This is a genomic window from Methanotorris igneus Kol 5, assembly GCF_000214415.1.
Taxonomy (GTDB): Archaea; AGJL01; Methanococci; order Methanococcales; family Methanococcaceae; genus Methanotorris; species Methanotorris igneus.
The window spans coordinates 1,015,982-1,033,716 of sequence record NC_015562.1 but is presented as its reverse complement, the minus strand read 5'-3'; the positions used below and the strand labels follow the sequence as shown (position 1 = coordinate 1,033,716).

General features: G+C 33.0%; 20 protein-coding genes. 9 read left to right on the top strand and 11 right to left on the bottom strand.

The genetic code is table 11. The annotated features are described in order from the left end of the window. Nucleotides 1–117 precede the first annotated feature (117 nt). From METIG_RS05185 to METIG_RS05165, 5 genes are all read right to left on the bottom strand, one after another. Nucleotides 118–894, bottom strand: coding sequence for a GltB/FmdC/FwdC-like GXGXG domain-containing protein (locus METIG_RS05185; protein ID WP_013799181.1), 777 nt, complete (start codon nucleotides 892–894; stop codon nucleotides 118–120). Between the two features lie 190 nt (nucleotides 895–1,084). Beyond that, nucleotides 1,085–2,617 carry a glutamate synthase-related protein gene (locus tag METIG_RS05180; RefSeq protein WP_013799180.1) on the bottom strand — a complete coding sequence of 511 codons (1,533 nt, stop codon included), beginning with the start codon at nucleotides 2,615–2,617 and terminating at the stop codon, nucleotides 1,085–1,087. Between the two features lie 94 nt (nucleotides 2,618–2,711). Next, complete coding sequence (locus METIG_RS05175) at nucleotides 2,712–3,797, bottom strand: class II glutamine amidotransferase (protein WP_013799179.1); 1,086 nt, start codon at nucleotides 3,795–3,797, stop codon at nucleotides 2,712–2,714. Nucleotides 3,798–3,926: 129 nt separating this feature from the next. Then, nucleotides 3,927–4,556: an orotate phosphoribosyltransferase-like protein gene (locus METIG_RS05170; RefSeq protein ID WP_013799178.1), complete on the bottom strand. Its 630-nt coding sequence runs from the start codon at nucleotides 4,554–4,556 to the stop codon at nucleotides 3,927–3,929. 277 nt (nucleotides 4,557–4,833) lie between these two features. Then, nucleotides 4,834–5,568, bottom strand: coding sequence for a 7-carboxy-7-deazaguanine synthase QueE (locus METIG_RS05165; protein ID WP_013799177.1), 735 nt, complete (start codon nucleotides 5,566–5,568; stop codon nucleotides 4,834–4,836). A gap of 437 nt (nucleotides 5,569–6,005) precedes the next feature. Here METIG_RS05165 and METIG_RS05160 point away from each other — a divergent pair, with 437 nt between their 5' ends. Next, a complete protein-coding gene (locus METIG_RS05160; protein WP_048055543.1) occupies nucleotides 6,006–6,224 on the top strand; it encodes a TRAM domain-containing protein in 219 nt (72 codons plus the stop codon). Between the two features lie 233 nt (nucleotides 6,225–6,457). On the opposite strand, the gene METIG_RS05155 is transcribed toward METIG_RS05160, so the two are convergent. After that, nucleotides 6,458–7,654, bottom strand: coding sequence for an argininosuccinate synthase (locus tag METIG_RS05155; protein WP_013799175.1), 1,197 nt, complete (start codon nucleotides 7,652–7,654; stop codon nucleotides 6,458–6,460). Between the two features lie 290 nt (nucleotides 7,655–7,944). Between METIG_RS05155 and METIG_RS05150 the strand changes: the two genes are divergently transcribed. From METIG_RS05150 to METIG_RS05130, 5 genes are all read left to right on the top strand, one after another. After that, nucleotides 7,945–8,511, top strand: a complete 567-nt coding sequence (locus METIG_RS05150) for a DNA-directed RNA polymerase (RefSeq protein WP_013799174.1) — start codon at nucleotides 7,945–7,947, stop codon at nucleotides 8,509–8,511. Nucleotides 8,512–8,903: 392 nt separating this feature from the next. Beyond that, nucleotides 8,904–9,080, top strand: a complete 177-nt coding sequence (spt4, locus tag METIG_RS05145; RefSeq protein ID WP_013799173.1) for a transcription elongation factor subunit Spt4 — start codon at nucleotides 8,904–8,906, stop codon at nucleotides 9,078–9,080. Between the two features lie 23 nt (nucleotides 9,081–9,103). Next, nucleotides 9,104–9,580 carry a GTP-dependent dephospho-CoA kinase family protein gene (locus tag METIG_RS05140; RefSeq protein ID WP_013799172.1) on the top strand — a complete coding sequence of 159 codons (477 nt, stop codon included), beginning with the start codon at nucleotides 9,104–9,106 and terminating at the stop codon, nucleotides 9,578–9,580. A 1-nt stretch (nucleotide 9,581) separates the two neighbouring features. Beyond that, nucleotides 9,582–9,884: a 30S ribosomal protein S24e gene (locus tag METIG_RS05135; protein ID WP_013799171.1), complete on the top strand. Its 303-nt coding sequence runs from the start codon at nucleotides 9,582–9,584 to the stop codon at nucleotides 9,882–9,884. Next, nucleotides 9,884–10,060, top strand: a complete 177-nt coding sequence (locus tag METIG_RS05130; protein WP_013799170.1) for a 30S ribosomal protein S27ae — start codon at nucleotides 9,884–9,886, stop codon at nucleotides 10,058–10,060. Before METIG_RS05135 ends, METIG_RS05130 begins: the two co-directional genes overlap by 1 nt. A 105-nt stretch (nucleotides 10,061–10,165) precedes the next feature. On the opposite strand, the gene METIG_RS05125 is transcribed toward METIG_RS05130, so the two are convergent. Then, on the bottom strand, nucleotides 10,166–11,170 hold the full coding sequence (locus tag METIG_RS05125) for a CBS domain-containing protein (RefSeq protein ID WP_013799169.1): 1,005 nt from the start codon (nucleotides 11,168–11,170) through the stop codon (nucleotides 10,166–10,168). A gap of 467 nt (nucleotides 11,171–11,637) precedes the next feature. On the opposite strand from METIG_RS05125, the gene cbiT reads away from it, so the two are divergent. Both cbiT and METIG_RS05115 read left to right on the top strand, forming a co-directional pair. Further along, nucleotides 11,638–12,183: a precorrin-6Y C5,15-methyltransferase (decarboxylating) subunit CbiT gene (gene cbiT / locus METIG_RS05120; protein ID WP_013799168.1), complete on the top strand. Its 546-nt coding sequence runs from the start codon at nucleotides 11,638–11,640 to the stop codon at nucleotides 12,181–12,183. A 1-nt stretch (nucleotide 12,184) separates the two neighbouring features. After that, complete coding sequence (locus METIG_RS05115; protein WP_013799167.1) at nucleotides 12,185–12,541, top strand: hypothetical protein; 357 nt, start codon at nucleotides 12,185–12,187, stop codon at nucleotides 12,539–12,541. 43 nt (nucleotides 12,542–12,584) lie between these two features. On the opposite strand, the gene METIG_RS05110 is transcribed toward METIG_RS05115, so the two are convergent. The 3 genes from METIG_RS05110 to METIG_RS05100 form a co-directional block, all read right to left on the bottom strand. Continuing rightward, nucleotides 12,585–13,394 (bottom strand): sugar phosphate isomerase/epimerase family protein, encoded by an 810-nt coding sequence (locus tag METIG_RS05110; protein WP_013799166.1) that lies wholly within the window; start codon nucleotides 13,392–13,394, stop codon nucleotides 12,585–12,587. A gap of 268 nt (nucleotides 13,395–13,662) precedes the next feature. After that, complete coding sequence (locus tag METIG_RS05105) at nucleotides 13,663–14,316, bottom strand: NAD-binding protein (RefSeq protein WP_013799165.1); 654 nt, start codon at nucleotides 14,314–14,316, stop codon at nucleotides 13,663–13,665. A gap of 33 nt (nucleotides 14,317–14,349) precedes the next feature. Beyond that, a complete protein-coding gene (locus METIG_RS05100) occupies nucleotides 14,350–14,898 on the bottom strand; it encodes a DUF483 domain-containing protein (RefSeq protein WP_013799164.1) in 549 nt (182 codons plus the stop codon). 234 nt (nucleotides 14,899–15,132) lie between these two features. Here METIG_RS05100 and METIG_RS05095 point away from each other — a divergent pair, with 234 nt between their 5' ends. Beyond that, nucleotides 15,133–16,155 (top strand): type II glyceraldehyde-3-phosphate dehydrogenase, encoded by a 1,023-nt coding sequence (locus METIG_RS05095; RefSeq protein WP_013799163.1) that lies wholly within the window; start codon nucleotides 15,133–15,135, stop codon nucleotides 16,153–16,155. Between the two features lie 104 nt (nucleotides 16,156–16,259). Here METIG_RS05095 and METIG_RS05090 read toward each other — a convergent pair whose 3' ends face one another. After that, nucleotides 16,260–17,612: an AIR synthase-related protein gene (locus METIG_RS05090; RefSeq protein WP_013799162.1), complete on the bottom strand. Its 1,353-nt coding sequence runs from the start codon at nucleotides 17,610–17,612 to the stop codon at nucleotides 16,260–16,262. Between the last annotated feature and the right edge of the window lie 123 nt (nucleotides 17,613–17,735).

The window sequence follows — 17,735 nt, the reverse complement described above, 5'->3', positions numbered from 1 at the left end:
GGTTTTTATCTAAAAAGGTAGAGATATTCCACTTAGTACCTATCTATTCAAATTAAATTAAGGGGTGTATTATGAATTTTAAAAAGTTATCCAGATAGTGAGATATCCATCCACAATTTACATCAAGTCAGGTGTGTAGAGTTTTCCAAATGGTCTCTTTGATATTGGGGCGATTTTTGTGTATTTTGAGTTTATTAACTTCTCTTTTATTTCATCACTTAAACCAAATTCTTTACAAAACTCTTCAATGTATGGTTTTATCTTTTCTCTATCTTCTTCAGTAAATTCCTTAATATCTGCTGCAACACCTAACTGGAACCTATCGACATCTCCTCTAATGTAAATACTTCCTCCGTGAATTCCAGTTCCTATAAATCTTCCTTTTATTTTTCCTAAATCGTTACCTTCCCTATCAATGTTCAAGACAATTATAATTCCTCCAGCCATGTATTCTCCTAAGAAATCCTTTGCGGTTCCTCCTATAACCAAAACAGGGACTTTATCTTTATATTCCTTCATGTGGATTCCACTTCTATATCCAACGTTGTCTCTAACAAATATTTTTCCTCCTCTCATTGAGTGCCCTGTAACATCTCCACCACTACCGTGAATAACAATAACACCATCATCCAACGTGTTTCCAGGAGCATGGTCGGTGTTTCCATAAACTATAATCTTTGGCCCATTCATAAACATTCCCAAATCTCCACCTGGAACTCCGTAAATTTCAATGGTTAAGTTCTTTTTTTGAATTCCATTACCTATAAACCTCTGCCCCAACACATTTTTTAGCACTATCTTTTCCAAATCTGGATTTTCTCTTAATGCCTCATGTATTTTTTCATTTAGTTCCCTATAGTCCATACCTTTAGCATCTATGGTAATTTCTTTCATCATTTCACCACACCATGGCTTTAAAAGAAGTTTTTGAAAAGTTAAACAGGAATTGGCCTCTGCAGCTCTTCACTTCGTTCCGATTCAGTAAAAGGAAATCTTGCCTCGTAGATCAATATCAAGAGGATAAAGGGATGTTTGTTAAAAACATATACGGCAAAACCCTTTGGGTTTTGCCATTAATAGTCAATTACATACCTGCATGTTTTATTCCAAGTGCTTTCAATTCAACTTCATTCAATCCTACTCCTCTCAACCTATCTCTGTTTCCTCTTAAGCTTTCAATTGCGTTAATTCCTGCTGCTCCAAGTAACTCTTTAATTTCATGCGTCCATGCTTTGATTAAGTTTGCAACTCTCTGTGCAGCAGTTTCTACATCCAACCTTTGGACTAATTCAGGTTTCTGTGTTGCAATACCCCATGAACATAAACCAGTGTAGCATCTTCCACAAACTCTACATCCCATTGCAACCATTGCTGCAGTTCCAATATAGACCGCATCTGCCCCTAATGCAATTGCCTTAAACACATCAGCAGAGTTCCTAATACCACCACTTGCTATAATGCTTATTTCATTTCTCAATCCTTCTTCTCTCAACCTTTCATCAACTGCGGCAATTGCCATTTCAATTGGAATTCCTACGTTGTCTCTGAATACCTTTGGTGCTGCCCCAGTTCCTCCTTTAAATCCATCAATAACGACAGCATCAGCATCAGATGTTGCAATACCAGCAGCGATAGCAGCTACGTTATGGACAGCAGCAATCTTAACAAATACTGGCTTCTTCCATCTTGTTGCTTCCTTTAAACTTCTAACTAATTGAGCTAAGTCTTCAATTGAATATATGTCATGGTGTGGGGCTGGAGATATTGCATCACTACCCTCTGGAATCATCCTTGTCATTGAAACCTCTGCTGAAACTTTTTCTCCTGGTAAGTGTCCACCAATACCTGGCTTTGCCCCTTGCCCTATTTTTATCTCAATTGCTGCCCCTCTCATTAAGTAGTCCTCATTAACTCCAAACCTACCACTTGCAACCTGGGTTATTATGTGGTCTGCATATGGATAGAGTTCTCTATGCAATCCACCTTCTCCAGAACCCATGTAAGTTCCACATTCTTTGACAGCCTTTGCCATTGCCTTGTGTGCATTTAAGGACAAAGCACCAAATGACATGTGGGCAATCATTATAGGCGTATCTAATTTTAAGTTAGGAGCAATTTTTGTTTTTAATTTTGCTTTTTTAATTTTCTTACCATCTATCTCTTCTTCAACAAATTCAAACTCTAATTGTTTTGGTTTTTTTCCAATGTAAGTTCTCAACTCCATTGGTTCTCTCAATGGGTCGATGGATGGGTTTGTAACTTGACATGCATCTAAGACAATTTTGTCAAAGTATGTTGGGAAGTCCTTTGCGTTACCCATACCGCTAAGTAAAATACATCCGGTTTTTGCTTGGTTGTAAATATCTTCTCTTGCCTCTTCAGTCCATAATGGGTGTGGTCTGTATGATACTGGTTGGTGAATAATCTTTATAGCATCCCTTGGACACATTGAAACACATCTGTGGCATGCACCGCATCTGTTTGAGTATGCAACTATTCTGTTCCCATGTCTTCTCAAAACTCCCCATGAACACTCTATTGTACACCTCTCACAGAGCATACATCTTTCATGGTCAATCTCTACCTTGAATTTTGGTGGCACTGTTGATGGTATCATGTTTCCACTCCATTTAATTTTGTTTTAAATTTTTTGTTTTAATTTACTTTTAATTTACTTTAAAAAAGCAGTTTTGAACGATAGGGATGAAAATTTATTTGTTTACTCTTGCAATGACCATTTTTCCAGCGTCTGGCATCCAAACTCTGTCTAAATCTGGACAAATTGCTCTAATTGCTGCTTCTTCACTTGAAACAAAGAACAAGTCATCTTTCTCAGCAGCTACTAAAGGTCTCAATTTAATCCTGTCAGTTAAGCCAAACATGGCGTTTCCTTTTTCAATATCTCCATTCATAAAGAGCATACCTTCGTGTGTCCCAACGATGATTGCAAACGGCCCATTTAACATTGCACTTCCATAGGTCATCCTTATTGCTTCATGTATCTTTCTTTCTTCCTCTGGCATTCTATCAATTTCATCCCAGAACCTTGGTGCTAATGCTGTTGCAGCATATTCTATTGGTAATTTGTGTTTTCTAACGAGTAAGTCAAGCAAATAAGCAACAACCTCAGTGTCAGTGAATAACCTACACTTGTATCCAAAGGACTCAACGTATCTCTTGTTTGTTCCGTAACTTGTTATCTCTCCATTGTGCACAACACTCCAGTTTAATAGGTTGAATGGGTGTGCTCCACCCCACCAACCTCTTGTGTTTGTCGGGTATCTTGCATGAGAAATCCACATCCATCCTTTGTATTTGTCTATTTTGAAATACTCTGCGACTTCATGAGGCCAAGCTGCTGCTTTAAATACTCCAAGGTTTTTACCGCTTGAAAATACAAATGCTCCATCAATTTTGTCGTTAATTTCCATTACCAATTCAACCATCTTGTCTTCTTCAAATGGCTTGTATTTTTCATCAAATTCATAGAAGAATCTCCATGAAACATATTCTTTCTCAAGGACACCCTCTTCTACTGGAATTTCCTCATCTTTAACAACATACCCATATTTTTCAAGTGTGTATCTTACGTTTTCTCTAATTTTATCATAATCTTTACTACTATCAAGGAAAACGTGTATTGCATATTTATCAGCATACTTTGGATAAATTCCATAACCAACGTATCCGGCACCTTTACCATTTCCTCTCTCTCTTAAACAGTTTAATGCTGTTGCTATTTTCTCTCCACCGATGAGTTTTTGATCCCTACTGATAAAACCGATAATCCCGCACATAATCTTCCTCCCTATAAAATTTGGAATAACTTATTATGAAAAAAGTTATTTATATAATTTTATGATTGTAGATATTTAGGTTAGATAATTAAATAAAAACCGATTACTTTGTTTTCTTTATCTTTTTCTTTATTCTCTATCTTCTATTTCAACGATGCCTACTCTAAACAAAGGAACTACTGGAATTCCTTCTATTTCATTTATTCCACTTTTGTCTATCATCACAACAACCATTTTAGGGTTTGCAATTTCTCTTAAATATTTTATTGCTTCTTTTATTGTGCTACCAGTAGTCATGACGTCATCTATAATAACAATGTTTTTATGCTCAATATTTGAGAAGTTGTGGCTTATAATACCAGTAATCTTTTTTCCTTCATCGTGAACATGTTTTTTAGGAATGTAGATTGATAATTCTTTGTCCATTTCATCAGAAATCATTGTTGCGAGAGGAACGCCACTTGTAGCAATTCCAACGACAGCATCAAACTCAACGTTTTTTAGAATATCGCACATAATTGATGCTATATATCTTAACCTTTTTGATGAATTTCCTACAGTATTCCACTCAACGAATATATCCAATTTTTTCCTTTTTTCTGTAGTTTCTTTAACCTCTTCCTCTTTCAACAATTTTTCAGCATTCAAAACCAAATAAAGTGCGGTATCCATAGATACATTTAGTTCATCTGCAATTTCACCAATTGTTAAACCTTTATCTTTTAATTTTATCACTTTTTTAATAAGTTCTTTTTTCATAATACCCCTCTTTTCTGAAAAAATTAATACACATCCACGACGATCAGCACATACTTATTACTATAAGTTATTTGCGAATTTTTGTTATAATATTTAGAAATAATAAAATTTCCGAAAGGACAATGAATTAAGGTTAAAATTTCAAATAAAGCATAATTTATTCTTTTTAATTTCTTGATGATAGTAACATATAACGCAAACAACTATACTTGAAAGCCTTTAATATATTACCACTGCCCATATTTTAATTTTATTATTTTGGTTTCCTAAGTTGGCATTAGAGCATCCCTAAAAGTTTGTGTATTTGAGGAGTGCACATAACATCAACATGCTTTCCGCATGCAGACATGATATCAAATATCTTTTTTTGGGTTGGCATTCTTCTAACCTTTCCATAAGGTGTTACTGGCTGAATGCATAACATTATGTTACCAATATCACTTAAATCTTTTGCAATATTTTCCACAAACTCAACACTTGTATTTTCCATGATTATTACTTTTGCAAACACATCTGAACCCATGTTGTAGAGTTTTTCTATGGTTTTTAATTCATTTTTATAGAGTTTTTTGTAATCTTCCTCTTTTATGTCCTCAAAATGCTCTGGCAATTTTATGTCAATGGATGCATAATCAAAGAATGAGACCCTACCTGGATACATACCATTACTCTCTAAGTAGGTTTTATATCCCTCTTCTTTCAGAATTTTAGAGTATTTTTTTAAATATTCTGCATAAACCAACGGCTCTCCACCAGTAAACGAAACTGCAAATAAATCAGGGGTTTTTAATGAATTTACTATCTCGACTAATTTATCTTCAATTTCTTCCTCATTATAAATCTTAAAATTCCTTGTTCCGGGGATTACTTCAACCCTACATTCTCCTTCTCCTTTTGAGACCTCATCGCAGTAGATGCAATTTAATGGACACTTTTTAAATCTAATGAAGATAAATCTTCTACCTACAAATTTACCTTCGCCCATTATTGAAGAAAATATTTCTCTTATCATTTTTTTCACTTTCTTTTATTTTTTATTATATTATGTAAATATATTGCTTATTGAGTGTGGATATATGGTGTAGATATAGATAATGGTTATGTATGTGGTCGTTTGCGTTATAAATGATCACATCTTTAATGGAATTGAAGAAAACTTTTAGGAAGGCAAAACAAGGTTTTGCCGTATAAAATTCTACAAATGACTGTAGTATTGTATGATTCAAACAAAATTTTAAATGGGTTATAAGCTGAGATAAGAGTTTGTATTGCTTTTTTGGATATGTTATAATTTAGACAGTTAGATTTTACTTTTACTATGGTTGTTCCAAAAATATAGGCAAAAATACACATGCATAGGTTTATATACTATGAGAACAACTATTAAGTTAAAGCATCCTACGGGATGTGGATATCTACAAACTCTATACATGGAATATGGTGAATGAAATGGTTTTTAATAGAAATAAAAGAAATATGGATAGAAATGTTCCAGTTAAAGAAGGTCAAGAATACACTGTAATGATTGAGGATATGGGTAGGGGAGGGGACGGCATCGCAAGAATTGAAGGCTTTGTCGTCTTTGTCCCTGATACCAAAAAAGGAGATACAGTCTCAATTAAAATTACATCAGTTAAGAGTAAATTTGCCTTTGCTGAAAAGGTTTAAATCCTCTTTATCCCTCTCATCAATTCATTCTTGCAGAAGTATATGTAAAAGCGCAGACATTGGCTCTATGTTTTTTTTTTTGGATTCTTTTTTTATTTTTTTAACTTTAGAAATTTAATAGATGGTCTATTATTTTGTTGAAATTAAAAAATGATTATAGAAAATTTAAATTAAAATTAAAATAAGACAATTTTTATTGTTTTTTGTTTAGTTTGTTTTTGCTATTTTTTATTTTATTTTTGTAGTTTGTTTTTAACTTTCTCATACAATGCTGCTTGTAATCCATGGTATTTAACCATTCCAATAATTTCTCTTTGGTCTAATTCCTTGTCATCGAATGATACTAAGCTTTCTGAATACAATGCATATGGACTTTCTCTTCCTATAACTCTCAAACTTCCTGCATACAATTTTAACTTAACCTTTCCAGTTACTCTTTCTTGTGTCTTGTCAATAAATGCATCTAAATCTTCCCTCAACGGGTCAAACCACAATCCCCTATAAATCAACTCTCCATAGAGGCTATCTACAATTTCCTTAAATCTTAACTCATCCCTTGTCAATACCAACTGTTCAAGTGCTTTGTGTGCAGTTATCAACATTACTGCCCCAGGACACTCGTAGGTTTCTCTTGATTTTAAGCCAATGATTCTATCTTCAATAATATCTATTCTTCCAACGCCATTTCTTCCAGCAATTTCATTTGCTTTTTTTATCAACTCAACTGGTTCTAATTTTTCCCCATTTATTGCAACTGGAACTCCATTTTCAAATTCAATCTCAACTATTTCTTCCTCAGTACATTCTTTTGGATTCTTTGTCCAAGCAAATGCCTCTTCTGGTGGCTCAACCATAGGATCCTCTAAAACTCCACCTTCAATACTTCTACCCCACAAGTTTTCATCAATACTGAATGATTTGCTTTCAGTTGGAATAGGGATACCTTTTTGCTTTGCATATTCAATTTCTTCTTTTCTTGTTAAGTTTAGATCTCTTATTGGGGCAATTATTTTCAATTCTGGTGCTTTTATTCTAATTACAGTCTCAAATCTAAATTGATCATTTCCTTTTCCTGTACAGCCGTGTGCTACTGCTTCAGCACCTATTTTCTTTGCGAGTTCAACGATCTTTAATGCAATCAGTGGTCTTGCCAATGCTGTTGATAATGGGTAACCCTCATACATTGCATTTGCTTTAATTGCTCTAAATATGTAATCTCTTGCAAATTCTTCCTTAGCATCAATGGTGTAATGCTCCAAAACTCCCAATTTTTTTGCCTTTTCTTCGGGTTCTTTTAATTCTTCCTCTGGTTGCCCAACATCAACACATGCAGAGACAACCTTGTATCCATAATGATCTTCCAATAGCTTCAAACAGCAACTTGTATCCAATCCTCCAGAATATGCCAATACTGCAATTTTTTCACTCATCGTTTCACCCTCAAAAATCTGGATTAGTCTTATGAATTATCATAATATGGATTATCAATTATGTGGGTATCCTTTAATGATGTAAGGTATATATTAAATCTTATGTTACCTTAATGTTTTTAGATAATGTTAAATTATAAAGTTAGGTTTATATATGATGAGGATAAAATATACGTGATAGTGTTTTATGTTATTTTTTGTTTATATTAACTTTTATTGTTCTATTTTATGCATAACATCAAATTACCCCTGTTTTGGAGTTTTAACAAAAATAAGTGCGAGGTGGTCATTTGTATAAAATTTTAACAATTTCTGACGTTATTAGAGTCCCTCCAAACATGTTTGGAAGACCACTAAAGGAGACCATTACAAACATCCTAAGAGAAAAATATGAGGGAATTTTGGATAGAGACATTGGTTTTATCCTTTCAATTGTGGATGTGAAAGAAATCGGTGAAGGAAAAATCATTCATGGCGATGGAGCAGCATACCACCCAGTAGTTTTTGATGCTCTCATCTACATTCCTGAGTTGCATGAAGTTGTTGAAGGGGAAATTGTGGATATTGTTGAATTTGGGGCATTCGTAAGGTTGGGGCCTCTTGATGGGCTCATTCACATCTCCCAAATTATGGATGATTATGTAACATACGACCCAAAAAGAGAGGCGATAATTGGTAAAGAAACTGGTAAGGTATTGGAGATTGGAGATAGAGTAAGAGCAAGAATTGTGGCAATAAGTTTAAGAGAAGAAAGAAAAAGAGGTAGTAAAATAGCATTAACAATGAGACAACCAGGATTGGGTAAATTAGAATGGATTGAAGAAGAAAAGAAAAAATCCCAACAATCAAACGAATAACCCAATAATATTTAAAATTAGTTATGGTTTAAATAACAATTAAAAAATTTGCACACGACTGTATTCCATTCATTCTGAACTGAAATGTTTGGGAATGTATAGTTGTTTGCCTTACAAATGAACGAAAACTTTATTTAAATTATATGAAGTAATTAACCTTTATTTGGAATTTTACAATTGGTTTATCGTCCTTTTAAAAAATAAATGGCAAAACAAAGTTTTGCCGTATAAAATTGGCAAACAACTATAATTAAAACCAGATTTTTTAGCAATGAAAATCTGGAAAGGATTTTTATCTAATCTGAAAGATTTCATCTGATTGATCAAGCCTGTTACTAAGGAGTTTAAATATATTTTTATTTTTTACATTAAAAGGAATTGCAGGTGAGTGTATGAGGGCATGCCTAAAATGCAAATATCTAACAAACGAAGAAAGATGCCCACTATGCATGGGAGAGACAACTGAAAATTGGAGAGGGCTCTTAATAGTTCTTGACCCATTAAAATCAGAGATTGCAAAGAAGGCAAAGATTGATGTAAAGGGGAAGTTTGCATTAAGTGCAAAATAATACATTTGGGAGGATGAGTGAGCGTGTATATATTAACAGATGAACTTAGAAAATTACTTAAAAAACCCTTCGGAAAAGTATATAAAGAACTACCTCCAATAAATGGAAAGGTTGTTTCTGTTGGTGATATTACCACAAAAACCTTATTATCAAAGGGCATTATTCCAAACTTGTCGATTTTTGATTTAAAAACAAAAAGGGATATTAAGGTAGATATAGAACATAAATTTAAAAAAACCTTTGAAGTCGAAAATCCTCCCGGATGTATATCAGATGAGGCCATCGAAAAAATTAAATACTTAGCAAACATAAATGATAAGGACATCGCACTATTAGTAAAAGGGGAAGAGGATCTATTGGTCATCCCTGTCATCAAGTATTTTCCCGAAAACACTATTGTTTTATATGGCCAACCTAATGAAGGTATTGTTTTTTTGAAAATTACACAAGAGCTAAAGAACCAAATCGACGAAATACTAAAAATGATGGAGAGGCGATAGCATGGAAATAAAGATTATATCAGATAGGCAAAACCCATTATTAAGCAGAAGAGAAATTAGGTTCATAGTTACATTTGAAGGAGCTACACCAACAATAAAGGACGTCAAGTTAAAACTTGCTGCAATGTTAAATGTTGATAAAAACATGCTTATTATAGATAGAATTGACCAAGAATTTGGTAAGCAAGAGGCAAGAGGTTATGCAAAACTCTACTTCGACGAAAAAATTATGAACATGGTTGAAAAGAAATCAGTTTTAGAAAAGAACAAAATTGAAGAAGAAGTTGCTGCGGAGGGAGAATAATGGGAAAAACACAAAAATACAAATACTACAAAATTGAAGGGGACAAAGTTGTTAGATTAAAGAAATTCTGCCCAAAATGTGGCCCTGGTGTCTTCATGGCTGAACACTTAAACAGATACGCATGCGGAAGATGTGGTTATACTGAATGGAAAAATAGTGGCAAAAAAGAAGAATAATATTATTTTTTCTTTATATCCTTATATCTTAATTGTTATCCTTAATTATTTTAATTATTTTTATTATTTTCAGAAAGTATATTTGTTAATTTGAATGTATCATAACTAAAATCCCTCTTTTAAGCCAAGAATTCTCAATGCCCTCAATACATCGGTTTTTGAAATTAATCCCTTCAAATTACCATTTTCTACAACAAAAACCCTATCCTCCTCATCCATACTACCTAAAATTTCAGAAACATCTGCATCCGGAGAAACTATTATTGGATTTTTCATAACGTCCCTAATCTTTTTAGATTTTTCGACATTTGCAATGTCATTAATTGTAACTACGCCCACTAAATTACCATTTTCAATTACTGGATAACCCAAATGTCTGTATTTTAGCATGAAATCAATGAACTCGTCAATACTCATTTCTGGATGCACGTGGATTATTTTTGTTGTCATTATGTCTTTTGCCTTTATCTTTTTGAATACTTCATCAAATATCGCTGCCCTATATTCCTGCGTAGCCCCAACGTAGATGAAGATTGCTATCAATATCAAAATAATATTCATGTTCAATAATCCAAAAATTAGCATCATGAATGCAAAATACTGGCCAATTGTAGATGCTATTTTAGTTGCCTTAATATAGCTTATCTTTTTTGATAATGTAGCCCTTAAAATCCTTCCTCCATCCATAGGAAATGCTGGGAGAAGGTTGAAAATTCCCAACAGTATATTCAAATATCCAATTGATTTAAATAATGGATATCCACTTACATTGAAATCCACATAATTTGAAAATACCAAAAGCAGAATTCCCAACGTAACACTAACCAAAGGTCCAGCAATTGCTATTTTAAACTCCCCCTCCCTTGGGATTTTGTCCATCATTGCCACGCCACCAATTGGTAAAAGCATGATTTTTGCAATCTTTACCCCATATTTTTTGGCAATATATGAATGCCCAAGTTCATGCAAAACAACTGAAGTAAAGAGTAGGCTATACAAAATAAGCCCCCCAAGTCCCCATAAGAAGTAAACCAAAATTAGTAACAAAATAAAAGTTATATGAAGTTCGATTGGTATGCCCATAACCTTAAATATCCTTAGTGATTGCAATATCTCCCCTCCCCAAATGCAAAATATTTAATATTTAGCTGTTTTGTAGTTGGATGGTATTTATCTAATCTCATTTAAATTAGATATATTGTTAAACATTCATCGAAGTTATAGTCGTGTGCGGAATAGTTGAATAATCTACGATTATTCAACTTCCCTGCAACCGAAGGTTGCAGTGGATTTTTAATTTATTTATATATTCACGAATTTCGAATAGCTTCCTTAAAATTTGAAATAGCCTGTATAGCCCTTAAAAATTTATTGCGGTTATATCCATCGAACCGAAGGTTCGAGCAACGAAACCGAAAGTTTCGCCTAATCGAAGCGAAGCTTCGAGTAGCGAAAACTCCGCAGGAGTTTTCGCCTAATTATATTAAACATTGTTAAACATTCACCAAATTAAAAAATTATTTTATATATTTAGTTTGTATTTTTTGGTATATAAATTTTTTAAATTTGGTGAAAATATGATTCCTGATGATGAATTTATAAGAGTGGAAGGTGTCCCAATAACCAAAGAAGAGATTAGAGCAGTTAGTATAGGAAAATTAAGGCTGAATAAGGATGATGTTGTTGTTGATATCGGTTGTGGGAGTGGGGGGATGACTGTTGAAATTGCAAAAAGATGCAAATTTGTTTATGCGATAGATGTTGATGACAAAGCCATAGAGACCACAACAAAAAACCTAAAAAAATTTGGGATAAAAAACTGCAAAGTTATAAAAGGCAACGCAAAGGAAATTTTAAATGATATTGATTTTAACAAGGCATTTATTGGGGGAACAAAGGATATTGAAGAGATAATAAAAACCCTAAACAAAAAAGAGATAAAGCACATCGTTGCAAATACTATTGTATTGGAGAATGCTATAAGAGTCATATCCCTATTAGAAAAATACAACTACAACGTTGAAGTGGTAAATGTATCCGTCTCTTATGGGAAAAAAATAAGCATAGGATATATGATGATGGCAAAAAATCCAATAACAATCATAACTGGAAAGAAGGGATAAAATGGACAAGATAAAGATTACCTTTGAGAATCCGAAGGGCATTATTATATCCTATATAAATATTAAATCATCCAAACTCAAAGAAGGGGATATTACCTTAGAGTTGCTATCTGAAGAAGTTCAGTCTATAGAAATTCCTTATAATAAGGACATAGAAGAAGGAGAAATTACAATAAAAATAAAATATAAACCGTTTTTTGAAATTGGAGGAAAAGATATTGATATAGATGATAAAAATAGAGATGAAAGTGTTAATGTTGTTAATGATGTTGAATATGCTAAAGAAAATGAAGACAATATAATTATAGATAATGATGATGAAGAAGACGATAATGATGTTGAAATTATAATTGCATAGCCATGTAAGAAAAATAGCTATATGGATTATTTGTCTTCATTTTTTACGTTTTTTTACATTTTTTACCACTTAAAAATTTTAAGCTATCTAAAACTTCTTCTCTGGAGCCACTTTTGACTTCAAGGATTATATTTTTAGTCTTTAACATTTTTTGCAATTTGGTGTAATCTATTTTTCCATTGAAGATAGGCAAATGCTTATCCCAGACCTCACCACAAAGTCCTACATTGTTATGTGCATGAATATGAATTACATGTCCATTTAGAGTTTCAAAATAATCTTCTATGTTAATATTGTGCATCTGTGATGATATATATGCATGCCCAATATCTATATTTATACCCAAGGTATCTTTTCCTACATTCTCTACTATATAGAGAAGTTCTTCTGGAGTTTCACCTGCACGTTTAATTCCTTTTTCATTTGTAAATACATTCTCAAGAGCTAAGGTGATTCCATAATTTTTTGATGTGTTACATACTTCTTTAAGATTTTTTATTACATTTTTAATTGAATTTTTACCTAAGACATCTCCGCCATGAATAACCACACATTCTGCTCCAAGTTTGTAAGATAGCTCCAATACTCTTTCCATTATCTTAATATTTTTATTGTTTATTTCTGTAAACTTAATACGCGTAGATTTTAGTGGTGAATCTTGATAAGGTGCATGAATTGTATATCTAATATTGTATTCTTCACTAAGCTCTTCTGCCAACTTAATTACATGATTTCCATCATTAATAAAATCCACTTCTGCAAGAGATAGTTCAATTAACTCTACATCTTTTGCCCAAACCATTCCATTTTTGTTAAATTCTTTAACAGCTTGTGAGTTTATACCTACTCTCAAGATTTTCACCTGAGATTTGGTGAATTTATTATTTGTCTATATTGATATTTAGAATTATATAAATAAAAAAATATAAAAAAATTCAAATATTATAAATACACATAATATATATTTTTGTTCATTTATTGTTAAATATAAGTCATAAATTATGAACAAACTTTACAATTTCCATAGTGTTGTTCCTCATATTTATTTTTTACTAATGATTAAATATCCAAATAAATTAATAAACAAATTAATTAAAAATAAAATAACCTAATTGACATTTTTACTCTGTAAAAAACTTTCTTATCTCATCTACAGAATCTGACTTGACAAGTACTAAAATCCTCTCTCCTGGCTTCAATTCGGTATTTCCATCTGGAATTTTTAATTCTTTATCCTCATAAACAGCAATAATCAAGTAATCCTTTGGTCTTCCTAAGTCCTTTATTTTTTTATTTGCAACCTTTGAATTTTGAGGTATCACCAATTCAAGAATCTCTGCATCTCCCCTACCAACAATTGCCAAATCAACAACTCCAGGTCTCTCTATAAGTTTCTCTATATAATTTGCCGCTACAAGCTCTGGGCTTATAACAACATCCACACCCAACCTTTCAAAAACATCCTTATATTCTGGCTCACTAACCCTTGCTATTGTCTTTGCAACACCATAATCCTTTGCAATTAATGAACTCATTAGATTTATTTCCTCCTTCCCAGTAACTGCTATAAATATATCCGCATCTTCAATGCCGGCATCCTCTAAAATTTTTGTTTTTGTGCAATCCCCATGTATAACAAGGGCATCGAGCTCTGCAGAGATAGTTTTGCATTTTTCTTTGTCAATATCTATTAAAACCAAATCATAACCCTTTCCAGACAACGACTTTGCAAGGGTGTAGCCGACCCTACCAATACCTGCTATAATTATATACATATTAACCACTTCACCTTATCATCATTTTTAGTATTATTTAAGTATTATTTTTTCATAGTATTCATCATATGCCCCATGGAAATGTGGAAGTTTTTCTTTTAGCTTCCTCTCCAATTCTAAAATTTTATAATATTCCTCCTCTGTTACAACAGCTATTAAATTCCTCTTCCAACTTTTTTCACATTTTAAACTGCATGGTATGAATCCAGATGGCAAAATTATCGCATAAGCATTACTGAATTTTTCTTTTATTTCTTCCGCTTCTTTTAAGTGCTCACTGTCAATTCCTATTCTAAAATCCTCAGCAAAGGATTTTATGCAGCACTCTGGGTAATTCAGAAGTTTTCCAAGTTCGTAGTCATCCAATCTCCTATAAACACCCAACTCCATAGAGACCATAGGATCTATTGCAGGTCTAACCTTTGGCTTATATTTTTCAACAATTTCTATTTGCTTTTTGAGCCTAAATATTATGTAGTTGTACTTTTCCTCATCCAGATCTTTTATATATTCCCCTAAGATTTTGAAGTTACTACTGTCTTTTTTCCTTAATTCCTGTATTTTATTTAAGATTTCTTTCATATGTATCCCAATGTCATTATTTTCATGGTAAAACTTATTGTCTATAATTTCAATACCTGATTTTAATACCTTTTATCACTAACTATTATTGTTGCTATTTGGTTATAATTAATGTTATAGTTAAGTTATATTAAGTTATATATAGAAGTTCAACAAATTTTAGTTATAAAATTGGATTTAGTTTTATACTGATTTTTGATTGTTTAAGAGTAATTGTTTAAGAGTGGTGGTATAATGGCAGTTAAAGTATTAATAAACGGATATGGTTCAATAGGTAAGAGAGTTGCTGATGCAGTTGCAAAGCAAGATGATATGGAGGTAATTGGAGTTACAAAAACAAAACCAGATTTTGAAGCAAGATTGGCTGTTGAGAAGGGTTATAAATTATTCGCAGCAATTCCAGAGAGAAAGGAACTATTTGAAGAAAAAGGGGTTGAAATTGAGGGGACTATTTTTGATGTAATTGAAGATGCAGACATAGTTGTCGATTGTGCTCCTGGTGGAATTGGGAAGGACAACTTAGAGAATATCTACAAAAAATACAAAGTAAAGGCTATTTTGCAAGGGGGAGAAAAGGCAAAGTATGTTGAGGACAACTTCAACGCATTGTGGAGTTATGATAGATGCTATGGAAAGGACTATGTTAGAGTTGTATCATGTAACACAACAGGGTTGTGTAGGACATTGTATGCAATTGATTCAGTTACAGATATTGTTAAAGCAAGAGTTGTTTTAATTAGGAGAGGAGCAGACCCTAACGATGCAAAAAGAGGTCCAATCAATGCAATCGTTCCAAACCCACCAACAGTTCCATCCCACCACGGGCCTGATGTAGTTTCAGTAGTTCCTAAGTTTGAAGGGAAGATTTTAACTTCTGCTGTTGTAGTTCCAACAACATTGATGCACATGCACACATTGATGGTAGAGACAACAGGAACTACAAGAGATGCTATCTTAGATGCAATTGAAAAAACACCAAGAATAATAACAGTTAAGGCATCAGAGGGCTTTGATTCAACAGCAACAATTATTGAATATGCAAGGGACTTAGGAAGAATGAGATATGACTTAAATGAGATTGCAATTTGGGAAGAAAGCGTTAATGTCGTTGACAATGAAGTATTCTTAATGCAAGCAGTGCACCAAGAAAGTGACGTTGTACCAGAAAACATTGACTGTATAAGAGCAATGCTCCAAATGGAAGAAGACAACATGAAATCTATTGAAAAAACAAACAAAGCATTGGGAATTAAATAAATGCTTTTTTATTTTCTATTTTTTCTGATGAAATAAATCAATATTTAAAAAAATTTAAAAAAGAAAAGGTTTTTTAGGTTATGGATTAGTTGGTTGTTAATTTTTTAAATAAATTTTTTCTTTTTCAACAACTTCAATACAAAATCTTTCTTTTTAATTGCCTCATCGCATGCTTTTCTAACTCTTTCTTTCATCTCCTCAAAGTCCTCTGGTTTTTGTTCCCCAACAACCTTTTTAACTGGTGTATATGCTGCCTCCCTAAACTTAGGAACTAACGGGATTTTTTTACCGTCATCAATAATATAGCTTTCATTTCCTTCCCTAACCTCTCCAACAATCTCTGCCTTTGCCTTCCTCCTTATTTCATCGGCATATTCCTCTGGTGCAATGATTAGGAGAGAATCGATTGAAACTCCCAATGGGTCTATGTCCAACTTATTGAGCATATCCAAAACTTTTGGATTTATTTGCTTATAAACCACCTCCTTATCAAAAACTAACGAAACATTGGCGGTTTTTGAAATTTCATAGGCATCTCCTCTCAAACCTCCATTGGTCACATCTGTCATTGTATGCACATGATTTACTAAACCACTCTCAATTAAACTCTTACATGCCGTTAAGAAATCCACATTTAATGTTTCATAAATCACATCAAACATGCCATAATATAGGGCGGTTGTTGTTATCGTTCCTCCACCGCTTCCCTCAGTCATTAAAATAACATCCCCAACCTCTGCCCTTTTCCTTGCTGTCGGTTTTCCCTCCTTTATAACACCAATAGCTCCAACAGAACTTACCATCCTATCTCCTAAAACCATATCTCCTCCAACTCTCAAAGTACTTCCAGCAACCAGTGGAACATTTATTGCTTCAGAAACAGTGCAAATTCCTGCTGTGAAATCTAAAATCTTCCCCACATCTCCATCATCTGCCAAATGAACATCGCTTATCAATGCAACTGCCTCTGCCCCCATAACATAAACATCCCTTAATGCTGCCCTTGCAACATGAAAGCCCCCTAAAAATGGAAATTCACTTAATCTTGAATGTGTTCCATCAACAGCAACAACAATATACTTTGCATCCGCCTTAACAACTCCTGCATCATCTTGTTCCCTACTATCAACTTCTGCTTTTTGCTTAGTGCTTTCGATTATCCTTGCTATCTCCCTATGCACAAAAAAGTCTCCTTCTCCCCTACTTCCAACTCCCATCTTACCCATTGTTACATTGGATTTTGGGAATTCCAATATATTCTTTAAAGTTTCATCATCAATTTCCTTGTATTTTTCTGTTGTTTTTACTTCCTCCAAAACTGCCTTAATGAATCTTTTTGCCCATTCTTCACTAACATCTTCCTTTATTTCCATAACCCTTCTAAATCCATCTTCTATAATTTTATCCTCTGGAATATTTTTCCTCAAATTTCTCCTAACATATCCTTCAATATCCATTTTTCCACCATTAGAATCTTATATAGAAATTCAAAAATATGAATTACATAAAAATTTCAAAAATAAAAAATAAAATAAAAAAGCAAATATTAAAAACAAAAGTTTTGACTAATCCAAAGAATT